The sequence below is a fragment of the Flavobacterium sp. genome, from assembly GCF_044369455.1.
Lineage (GTDB): Bacteria > Bacteroidota > Bacteroidia > Flavobacteriales > Flavobacteriaceae > Flavobacterium.
Genome location: NZ_JBIPLW010000015.1, coordinates 54,259 through 67,362, shown reverse-complemented (window position 1 = coordinate 67,362; position 13,104 = coordinate 54,259). Strand labels below are relative to the sequence as shown.

The following is a 13,104-nucleotide window of genomic DNA, read 5'->3' as shown; positions in this document are numbered from 1 at the left end:
AATTAGACAAATAATGTAATTTGATGTATTGATTACTATCAACAAAAAGTAAGTGTTTTTTATTATTCTAATGGTATAACTTCTTACTACAAAAAAATTTAATTATACTATAAACTAAAAGGTTTGGAAATTTCCAGACCTTTTTTCATTCTTAGTTTTATTCACCTTTCCCTCCTTTTCTTAACGAACTGATTTACAAATAAAAACCCAAATACCTTTCTTCATAGTTTTTTTATTATTTGTACGTTTTTTACTTATTAAAAAACATAAAATATGCATTTCATCGATTTTTTTCTACTTTTTATCGATTATATTTAAAAATATTCTAGTTTTGAATTGTCAAATAAAATCAAATGAAGCACATACCACTTCATTTAAATAATAAACCATAATAACCCCAGAGTTATGAAACAATTATTACTTAAATCGAAAAAATCAAACTTGCCGTTTTCCTTAACAGAAAAAAAACAAGCTAAAAAAAGTTCATTTTCTATCACAACAAATATGCTTAAGTGCCTGTTTGTAGTGTTATCACTAACTCCTTTTGCCGAAGTAAGCGCCCAATTCAACTACTTGGATATGGCTGGCAATTATCAGGTACCAACTTCGGGATATAGTCTCCGAAGATTGAGCAGCACTTATAACGGTAGCGCCGTTCAGGTTCGTAGAACCGGCGATAATGCTTTAAAAGATATTGGCTTTGTGTATAGTAGCTATTGGGGATTAACTCGCGATCTCGATACCGCTTCCTTACTAGCATTTACCGACGCAGGAAATGTGTGGGATGCAGGGGTATCCATCAGTGGAGCCAATTTATACTACAATAAACAATTGTCCAATGGAGACCTATTGGTTGCTTCATACAATACAAACAGAATACATCGCTCAACGGATAATGGATTGACCTGGGACGCGGGTGTTTTAGTTGCTTCGGGTGCAGGTATCAGGGGCATCACACAATTGGCAAATGGTAATTTGGTAGCCACTGGCTATCTTGACAATAAAGTATACCGCTCTACCGATAATGGTGCCTCTTGGGATGCTGGTACGCTCATCGCTGCAGGCGCAGGTTTGAGTGGCATAACGCAACTATCAAACGGTCATGTTTTAGCACTAGGCACTTTAACTAATATAGTATATCGTTCTACTGATAATGGCGCTACTTGGAATGCCGGTGTATTGGTTGCGGCAGGTGCTGGCTTAAGCGGTATCACACAATTATCCAACGGTACCATACTCGTTACCGGAAACACCTCTAACAAAATATATCGTTCTACTGACAATGGTGCCACTTGGGACGCAGGTACAACGATTGCCGGCGCAAGTTTAAACGGAGTAACACAATTGGCGAGCGGGCATGTGGTAGCTGTAGATAATACGGCAAATAAAATTTACCGCTCTACAAATAATGGAAGCACGTGGGATGCCGGTTCGCTTGTTGCTACTGGTGCTGGTATCATTGGTATCTCTCAGTTGGCCAATGGCGATGTGATTGCCTCTGCGACCAATGGAAGAATATATAAGTCAACCAAATTGAGTGCTTTTGTGCGAATTTGGTACGACCAAAGCGGCCGCAATTTACAAGCCACTCAAGCATCGGTGTTCCTTCAGCCCCGAATTGTAAATGCCGGTGTAATCGAAACCTCCAATGGAAAACCCGCTGTTTACTTCGCGGGATCTGATTTTCTCCTTTGCAACTCGCCCACTCCGTTTCCAACAACTGGCTTTTCTGGTTTTACAGCCAATATCGTAGCCAAATGGACAACGGTTGGTACTTCCTTAAGCAGTTCTCAAACTTTAATAGATAACAATTATAATGGTACGCAGGGCTTTGTAATTCGAGATAGACCGGATTTACCTAGTAAACCGGCATCGTTTGGTATTACTGTGTCCCCTGGCACCCTTTCTACTGTTTCCGACAACACACAAACTGGAAATGGAACTACCCGTATTCTTTCGTTTGGTGCCAACAATACCACCGTTTCTGGTTTTAAAGAAGGTGCTGCTATGGCCACATCCGCTATTTCTGGAACAAATTATGCGTTGCAAAACACATTTGGGATTGGGGCTAGTTATAATAATGGCGCCATTAGCAATTATTTGACGGGGCATATTTCCGAAATCATCATTTTATCCGTTGCCCCTGACTGCAATTTCAATTATACTGAATTGGATCAAGGCGATTATTATAACACCACCGTTACATCAGCAACATCAGTAACCCTTGGCCCACCCTCCCCGCCTGTAACGGTATGTGTTAATACACCTATAGTACCCATAACCTTTGCCACAACCGGCATTACCGGTATTGATATTACAGTTTGGGGAGCTACAAATCCTTTTTTGCCTCCTGGTGTCACTGCCTCCTATTCGAATAATCTAGTTACCGTGAGTGGAACACCCACCCAAGTAGGCGTATTCAATTGCTATGTCCCTTTGACTCTTGCCAATCCAAACGCCTGTTCTGGAACTTATACATTGTATTTTGGTGGTACGATTACGGTAGTTACAAATTCTGTATCTGCCGCATCTGCTGTGCCAACGGTTTGCACAAATTCGGTACTGTCTGCAATTACCCATACCACAACGGGTGCAACCGGCATCGGCTCACCCACCAATCTTCCCCCAGGTGTTTCGGCGGCTTTTTCCAACAATACCATTACCATTAGCGGTACACCAACTGCGGCCGGCACTTTTAATTATACCATTCCTTTAACAGGCGGCTGTGGGGCTGTAAACGCAACAGGCACCATTACCGTAACAAATACCGGCACCATTAATACCGCTAGTGTAGCTTCGAGCACACCAACCCTTTGTGTTGGATCAGTATTAACACCTATTACACACACTACCACCGGTGCAACAGGCATTGGTACTGCAACCGGGCTACCGGCAGGTGTTTCCGCCAGCTGGGCCAATAATGTGGTCACCATCAGTGGTACGCCAACAGCATCAGGTACTTTTACTTATAGTATTCCGCTCATAGGTGGTTGCGGCGCCGTAAACGCTACAGGAACCATTAATGTGAACAGTTCTGGTGCAGCCAACACTGCTGGAGCAGCTTCAAGCAGCCCAACGATATGCGCAGGGCAAGTGCTCCCCAACATTACACATACTACTACGGGAGCCACTGGGATTGGTACGGCAACAGGATTGCCCGCTGGTTTAAACGCAACCTGGGCAGGCAATGTTATTACCATTAGCGGAACACCTGTTGGGTATGGGACCTTTAACTATGCCATTCCTTTATCAGGTGGCTGCGGCACTGTGTCGGCAACCGGTACCATAACCATCAATGCCACCCAACCTTATATTTCGAGTTCGCTTCCCATTACCGCCGTTGGCACGGTAAGTACCCTTGCCGGTAACTCGTTTGGGAATATCGATGGTACGGGAACCGCTGCAAGGTTTAGGAATCCTACTTCAGCAGTTGCCGATGCGCTTGGCAATCTTTATGTAGCCGATCAGAGCAATGCCAATATACGTAAAATAACCCCTGCCGGAGTGGTGACTACTTTTGCAGGCACCAATTCGGCTACTCCTGTACGAGGTTTAGTAAATGCTACGGGCACTGCCGCCCGATTCTCTTATCCCTATGCTATTGCTATGGACCGATTTGGAAATTTATTTGTGTCTGATCTGGAGAATAATGTTATCAGAAAAATAACTGCGGATGGAGTAGTAACTACCTACGCGGGTACCGGGGCTGTAGGAAACACCAACGGCCCAGCGGTATCTGCCACGTTTAATTATCCTACTGGTTTGGCAACCGATGCCGCAGGTAATCTTTATGTGGCCGATCAGGGCAATTATGTGATTCGCAAAATTACACCGGCGGGTATAGTAAGCAACTTTGCGGGCAGTGGCGCATTAGGGAATGACGATGGACTGGGCGCGACAGCTTCTTTTTATTACATAGACCAGATGTGCTCAGATGCTGCCGGCAATTTATATGTGTATGATGCTTATGTCATTCGTAAAATTACCCCTACTGGTATGGTAAGTACCATAGCCGGCACTGGAAACTGGGGCAATACCAATGGTTTTGCATCGCTTGCCAGCTTTGGTTGGATGCAAGGCATAGCTGTAGATGCAGCTGGCAACATTTATGTATCTGATACAGATAATAGCACTATTCGCAGAATAACCCCAGCAGGTATAGTAAGCACATTGGCGGGCAGCACTTATGGTTTTGCCAATGGTGTAGGCGCTACAGCAAGGTTTCGGGGCCCTATGGGATTAGCCACCGATCCATCTGGTAATTTGTTTGTAACAGAACAAAGAACAATACGCAAAATAGAGATTGCAGAAACGGTGGGCGCCTGTATTGGCGACGCGGTTGTATTCACTGGAAACGGCGGTACCGGCTATACATGGTCGGGCCCGCAAGCCATTACCAATGGGGTTTCTTTTACTATATCAGCCGCCGGCATGCATACCGTTACGGTTAGCAACAGCAGTTGTAGCCCGGTTACCAGAGCTATAACCGTTAATGTTAACCAGCCAACCGTAACTGCAGCCAGCAACCCAAGCGTATGTGTTAGCACGATCTTGCCTACCATTACAAGAACTACTACAGTTGCTACCGGTATCGGAGCTGCAACGGGGCTTCCTACGGGAGTAACAGCCACATGGGCAGCAAATGTACTTACCATCAGCGGTATACCTACTGATATCGGAACTTTTAATTATTCCATTCCTTTATTGGGAGGTTGTCCGTTTAATGCAACAGGAACCATTACGGTAAATGACAATACAGTTTCTGTTGCCTCTTCATCGCCCACTTTATGTATCAACACGCCTTTAACACCTATTACGCACACAACTACGGGCGCTACAGGTATTAGTATTATATTAGGATTACCAGCTGGTGTAACAGCAGCTTGGGCAAGTAATACCATCACCATAAGTGGTACACCTACACAAATGGGTACTTTTAACTACAGCATACGCTTAGCAGGTGGGTGTGGTATTGACTATGCCACCGGCACCATTAGGGTGACTTCCAACTCAGTAACCAATACCGCAGGATCAGCAGCCAGCTCACCTACAGTATGTATCAATACCCCTATAACGAATATCACGTTCGCTACTACACTAGCCACTGGAATAGGAGCGCCAACAGGGCTTCCAACCGGTGTAACAGCCAACTGGGCAAGTAATGTCATTACGATTAGTGGCACGCCTACAGTTTCTGGTAGTTTCCCCTACAGTATCCCATTAACAGGAGGTTGTGGAGTGGTAAATGCAACAGGAACCATAACAGTCAACTCGAATGTAGCCAGCCTATCGTTAGGTTCGGCTCCAGCTATATCAGTTGGAACAACAACAGTAAATTTACCTTATTCAAATGCTACTGGAATTATTAACTATAATATAACATGGAGCGCAGCAGCATCTGCTGTAGGATTTGTCAATGTAACCAATGCATCTTTTCCCGTAGGTTCAATACCTATTGCTGTTCCCGCAAGTGGACCCGTTTCAGGAGCTTTTTATTCAGGAACATTTACTATAGTAACAACTTGTACAGGAATCGTTACAAACTATCCTTTTAATATATTTATAACAGGTAGTAATGTATTGAATAATGCCGGTTTAACGGCAGCAACGCCTTCTTCTGTTGCCTTTAGTATGCGTTTGTTGAGTTCTACTTATACAGGTCCTGCCGTGCAAATAAGAAGAAGTAGTGATGGGGAGTTGCGCGATGTGTATTTTGATGGAACAGGAATTGTATCATTGACATCACAGGTAAGTCTTGCCGGTGGTGGACCAGCTACAGCAACCACACTAACTAGCTGGATAGGTGCCAATTCGGGTACTGTAGCTATTTGGTATGATCAAAGTGGACAATGGAAAAATGCAAGTAATGCCACCGCAGCCAGTCAGCCACGTATCATTAATGCAGGTGTTATAGATTTAGTGAACGGAAAACCATCTTTATTTACGGATGGGGTAGATGATAGTTTAACATTCTCCAATTCCGTAACCAACAATTTTTCTATTTTTATTTTAGGAAGTACAACAAACACCCATGAGATAGACGTTGAGGCCAATTCGGGTACTTCAGGTATGGGCGGACAAAGGTATATTTTAGGTGCTACTCAAAGTGGTAATGATGGAGGTCAGGGCCTATCTGTTGGGACAAACGGTATTTCGAATTACGAACATGGAAATAGCTATATGCCTCCAACAGCAGTTTATTCTGGAGCTGTTACAGGTTTAAACTTGGTAGATGTAATCTATTCCAACAGGACTCCTTCCATTTACCAGAATGCTACATTGGTTAGAACCGGAATAACGAGTCCTAAAACCCTAGTTTATGCTTCTACGCAAATCGGGGCAGGATCCTATGGTGCTTTTAATGGTAATATCCCCGAGTGTATCATTTTCCCAAATGTATTGTCGGATGCAAACAGACAAATACTAGAATGTAATCAAATATCATTTTATAGCGTAAGCGTTGCAGCCCCAAGTCTAACACTAGGTCAAACAACTCGTATTCCGCTTGGCACTACCAGTAGCAGTTTGCCTTTCACTTCCCCTAATAGTATAACTAACTATAGTATCACCTGGAATGCTTCTGCTATTTCGGCAGGATTTGTAAACGTTACCAATGCATCCTTCCCATTCAGCCAAATATCAATAGCTGTTCCTGCAGTAGGTCCGGTGGCTGGTTCTTTTTATTCAGGAACATTAACAGTTACTTATAATTGCAATGGTGCAAGTACTAATTATCCTTTTAGGGTATATATAACAAATAGTAATGTATTGAATAATGCCGGTTTGACGGCAGCAACGCCTTCTTCTGTTGCCTTTAGTATGCGTTTGTTGAGTTCTACTTATACAGGTCCTGCCGTGCAAATAAGAAGAAGTAGTGATGGGGAGTTGCGCGATGTGTATTTTGATGGAACAGGAATTGTATCATTGACATCACAGGTAAGTCTTGCCGGTGGTGGACCAGCTACAGCAACCACACTAACTAGCTGGATAGGTGCCAATTCGGGTACTGTAGCTATTTGGTATGATCAAAGTGGACAATGGAAAAATGCAAGTAATGCCACCGCAGCCAGTCAGCCACGTATCATTAATGCAGGTGTTATAGATTTAGTGAACGGAAAACCATCTTTATTTACGGATGGGGTAGATGATAGTTTAACATTCTCCAATTCCGTAACCAACAATTTTTCTATTTTTATTTTAGGAAGTACAACAAACACCCATGAGATAGACGTTGAGGCCAATTCGGGTACTTCAGGTATGGGCGGACAAAGGTATATTTTAGGTGCTACTCAAAGTGGTAATGATGGAGGTCAGGGCCTATCTGTTGGGACAAACGGTATTTCGAATTACGAACATGGAAATAGCTATATGCCTCCAACAGCAGTTTATTCTGGAGCTGTTACAGGTTTAAACTTGGTAGATGTAATCTATTCCAACAGGACTCCTTCCATTTACCAGAATGCTACATTGGTTAGAACCGGAATAACGAGTCCTAAAACCCTAGTTTATGCTTCTACGCAAATCGGGGCAGGACCTCCCTATGGTGCTTTTAATGGTAATATCCCCGAGTGTATCATTTTCCCAAATGTATTGTCGGATGCAAACAGACAAATACTAGAGTGTAATCAAAGTGCTTATTATTCTATAGCCCTGGCAACAGTAACTTCTCCATCCATTAACCCAACTGTTTGTATTGGCAGTGCAATACCAAATATAACTCATACTACCGTGGGGACAACCGGCATTGGTGCCACAACAGGATTACCGGCGGGCGTTAGTGCCGCTTGGGCAAGTAACACGATTACAATTTCAGGAACACCTATGGCGTCCGGAACCTTTAACTACAGCATTCCATTAACAGGTGGTTGCGGAGTAGTAAATGCAACTGGAACGATTACGGTTAATGGATTGACTAACGCCAGTTGTGGTGCCTTTATCACCCGCTGGAATTTAGCTACAGCAGGTAGCGGTGCTACCCAATTAAGTATTGGGACTGCAACCAGTGGTACTGTAAATTACTACTGGCAACAAGTAACCGGAGGTACAGCAACAGGTTCGGGCTCCTTCTCAGGATCTACCTTAACCATTACCGGTTTGCCAACGGGTGCTACCATACGTTTGGGTATTTACCCAACCAATTTTCAGAGAATAAACATCAACAATGGTGCAGATAGAAGCAGATTGTTGGATGTAGAACAATGGGGCTCAACGGTATGGACCAGTATGGAACAAGCATTTCGGGATTGTAATAACTTAAATATAACCGCTTCGGATATTCCTGTTCTAACTTCGTGCACTAGCATGCACCAAATGTTTCAAAGATGTGCAACACTAAATGGTCCTACTAACATCAATTCCTGGAATACTAGCGCTGTAACCAATATGGTTGAGATGTTTGAGCAAGCAACACTCTTCAATCAAAACATTGGCAGCTGGAATACGGCTGCGGTAACCAATATGGCTGAGATGTTTCGTGTAGCCATAGCCTTTAACCAAAACATTGGCAGCTGGAATACGGGAGCAGTAACCAATATGACTAGGATGTTTAGCGAAGCCGCAGCCTTTAACCAAAACATTGGAAGTTGGAATACTGGGGCGGTAACAAATATGAGTTCGATGTTTCAACAAGCCAGTTCCTTCAATCAAAACATTGGCAGCTGGAATACGTCAGCTGTAACCACTATGAATAGTATGTTTCAGAATGCTACTGTATTTAATCAAAACATAGGAAGTTGGACTACTTCAGCTGTAACCACTATGAATTCGATGTTTACTTCTGCTATTACATTTAATAATGGAGGAAGTAGCACCATCAATAACTGGAATACTGGGGTTGTTACTGACATGAGCTTTATGTTTTTCCAAGCCACTGCCTTCAACCAAAATATAGGCAATTGGAATACTGGGGCTGTAACCAACATGAGACAGATGTTTTATCTTGCTTCTGCATTTAACCAAAATATTGGCAGCTGGAATACGGCGGCGGTAACCAATATGAGTGATATGTTTCTGAATGCCACAGCCTTCAATCAAAACCTAGGCAACTGGACCTTGAATGCCACTGTTAATTTGAGCAATATGCTAAACAATTCCGGCATGGATTGTTCCAACTATTCCGCCACTCTTGTTGGGTGGAATTCCAATCCAAGTTGCCCAACCGGTAGAACACTTGGTGCTACTGGTAGAACTTATGGGCCACAAGCCACTGCTGCCAGAGCCAATTTGGTTGGAGCTAAAGGATGGACCATTACAGGTGATACGCCTTTTGCTGTAGGAGCAGCAAGTTCTACACAAACCTTGTGCATCAATACTGTTTTAACAAACATTACGCATACTACTAGTGGAGCAACAGGCATTGGCGTTGCAACCGGTTTACCATCAGGTGTAACGGCATCATGGGCAGCTAATGTAATTACAATTATCGGTACACCAACAGCATCTGGCACTTTCAACTACAGCATTCCATTAACGGGCGGTTGTGGTGCAGTGAATGCAACTGGTATCATTACAGTTACGCCAGCCAATACAGCGGGAGTGGCTTCATCAACACCCACTGTGAACATCAATACTGCTTTAACCACTATTACGCATACTACTAGTGGTGCTACAGGTATTGGTGCAGCAACAGGATTACCCACTGGTGTTACAGCAACATGGGCTAGTAATACTATTACCATTAGTGGTACCCCAACAGTAGTAGGGATTTTCAACTATAGTATACCATTAACTGGTGGTTGTGGTGCTGTTAATGCAACTGGCACCATAACGGTAACAAGAGATACCGATGGTGATGGTGTTGGAGATACTGCCGATGGAGACGATGACAACGATGGAATTATCGATACCTTAGAATGCTGTATTGACTCAGATGGCGATGGCGTGACTGATACTCTTGATATTGATGATGATAATGATGGAATTCCAGATATTGAAGAAGCCGGATTTAAGGCATACAGTAACGGAAAATCAACGATGGATAGAAGCAGCGCTGCCACTTGGGTTGATGCTAATGCCAACGGAATTAATGATTTTATTGATGCGATGATTACAGCAGGAACGTACCTTTTACCAGATACAGACGGAGATGGAGTGCCTAACTACAGAGATTTAGATAGCGATAACGACGCGTTATTTGATATAGACGAAGCCAACATATTTAATGGCGACGGAGATAGTAATGGAGATTGCGATAGTAATGGAGATGGAAATGGTGACGGATTAGACGGTGATGGAGATGGTTTACTAAATCTTTATGATAATTCCGCTTCTTATGGAACAACAGCTAGAGCTTACGCACAAGATGCCGATGTAAATGGAACTCCAGATTATATGCAACTCGATTCTAATAGTGACGGTGTAAAAGACATCGCCGAAACATTATATAGTGCATTGGATATCAATAATGACGGAAAAATAGATGGCACAGTAGATATAGATAACGATGGTTTACTAGATGCTTTCGACACGAATACCGCGGTGAAAGGTTCTCCAAGAGATTTGAATAGAAAACTATACTTAGATTTTGATGGTCGAAATGACTACGGGCAAGATGCGACTGCTCTTGGTGTTTTGGCTAACGAAACCATCATGGCTTGGGTCGATTTGAATAGTGCTTTCTCTGCCGCTGGAGTAATTGCGGGTCAACCTGGTTTCCAATTGAGAATCAACAGCAGTAGAAATCTACAAGCGGTCGTGAATGGATCGACTATAACCTACTCGACTCCCGTAGCGCCATTTGCCACTGCTGTGCTGAACACCTCTCAATGGTACCATGTAGGTGCCGTATATGATGGTTCAACAGTAAAATTATACCTCAATGGTGTAATGGTGGCTAGTGGTGCCGCTTCAGGAAATATTGCTTCTGCAGCATTGACCTTAGGTAAAAACCCAAGTGCTGCTTCAAACTATTTCAAAGGAAAAATAGACGAGGTTAGAATATTTGATGTGGCTTTGACTGACTTACAATTCCAAAGAATGGTATATCAAGAAGTGCAAAATACTGGCTCGCAAGTGCGTGGTTCAATTGTCCCTAAAGACATTCAATCCCTACCTTACGCCAATTTGTTAAGAAATTACAGAATGGATGCCTATAAAGATGATATCGTTGACGACGTTACAACTGCATCAATAGATTCTGGAACAGGTATGAAAATTTATAACCATAAAATAATCAAAGCACAAGAAGCACCGATTCCTTTTGTAACAAGAACAACGGGTACTTTCGCTACTGCCATAGACGATTCTTCAAAAGACATTCGTGGCTTGGATGTAATGGATTTTGATTATTCGATTATTCAAGTAAAACATAATATTACTGAAACAGCAAATAGCACTGATTTAGCAATGTTAGTTGACTCAGGAGTTACGGTTAATATGACCAATGACACTAAAATTCAAAATGATTGGTATTTGAAACTAGATGGTAAGATTGACTTAGTTGGAAAATCTCAATTAATTCAAACCGCTGATTCTGAACTTGATGCTACAAGCACTGGTTCGATAGAAAGAGACCAGCAAGGACAGTCGAACATGTTTAACTATAATTATTGGTCATCTCCGGTGAGTACAATAAACAGTACAACAATTAATCACGGATTTACTGTAAATGGAGTTATGAGAGACGGAACCAATGCTAGTTCACCACAAAATTTACAATGGACTACGGGTATTAATAGTACGGCTACGTCGCCAATCACATTAAGTAGCTATTGGATATTTAAATTCCAAAATTCATCCAACACCTATGCAAACTGGTCGTCTGTTGGACAAAATGGAACGTTATTAGCAGGTCAAGGATTTACGATGAAAGGAAGTAGTGCAGCAACTGCAAATCAAAACTATGCCTTTATTGGTAAGCCAAATAACGGAACGATTACCTCAACGGTTGGGGCTAATAACTTAAACCTATGTGGTAATCCATTTCCATCAGCAATTGATGCAAATCAATTTATTGATGATAATATAACAAGTATCACTGGTACGTTATACATATGGGAGCATTATAGCTCTAATACCTCTCATAATACTATTGAGTATCAAGGTGGGTATGCAACCTATACAAAAACGGGTGGAACTGCACCAGTAGCTCCGTCTGGAGTGAGCGGAATAGGTTCGAGCAGTAAAACACCTAAACGATTTATTCCAGTTAGTCAAGGATTTTTCGTTACAGGTTCGGCTACTGGTGGAACGATTACATTCAATAACGGACAAAGATTATTTGTTAAAGAAGATGATGCTACTTCATATACCATGTTTAAAGGAACAAATCCAACTGTAAGAGCAGATTCTAATCCAGAAATGAACAACGCTCAAGACAGCTATATTGAAGAGCAATTTATGAAATTAAGATTAGGATTCAATTCTACGAATAACTACCACAGACAAACATTACTTGGTTTTATGAACCAATATGCAACTGCCGGATATGACAATGGTTATGATGGAATTAGCATCGAAACACTGACTAATGATATGTATTTCATTAACGGAGCAAAAAAATTAAATATCAATGGTGATGGTTTCTTCAATGTAAACAACGTATATCCAATTGGTGTTAAAAATGCAACCTCTGGTAATGTTACTTTCGTAGTTGATGGAAAAGAAAACTTTAGTGATAGTCAAGAAATTTATATTCACGATAATGTGACCAATACGTACAACAGTATCAAATCACAACCTTATCAGGTAAATCTTCCTGCGGGAACTTATGATACTCGATTTACGTTACGATTTACAAATGGATCTTCACTTGGAACAACAGACAATGAAGAAAACCACGGAATTGCAGTCATACATTCACAATCAAATAACATGATTACTATTAAAAATGTGTTACAAGAAGTGACTGTAAAATCAGTTTCATTATTCAACTTATTAGGACAGCAAGTAACTAATTGGAAAATTGACAACCAAAACCAAGCCGATATTCAACTAAAAGTATCTGATGTAAGTGCAGGAACGTATATCGTAAAAGTATTTACAGATGGTGGTGAAATCACGAAAAAAATCTTGGTTAAAAAATAATTCTATTTTGCTTTTTATTTGACACTAAACTGCATTTAAAAAAATCCCCATTCGGGGATTTTTTATTTTATATCATTTGTC

General features: G+C 41.8%; 1 protein-coding gene. It reads left to right on the top strand.

The features are described 5' to 3' along the window. The first annotated feature begins 405 nt into the window (after positions 1-405). On the top strand, positions 406-13,023 hold the full coding sequence (locus ACIQ2L_RS12320) for a BspA family leucine-rich repeat surface protein (protein ID WP_396159224.1): 12,618 nt from the start codon (positions 406-408) through the stop codon (positions 13,021-13,023). Positions 13,024-13,104 lie beyond the last annotated feature (81 nt).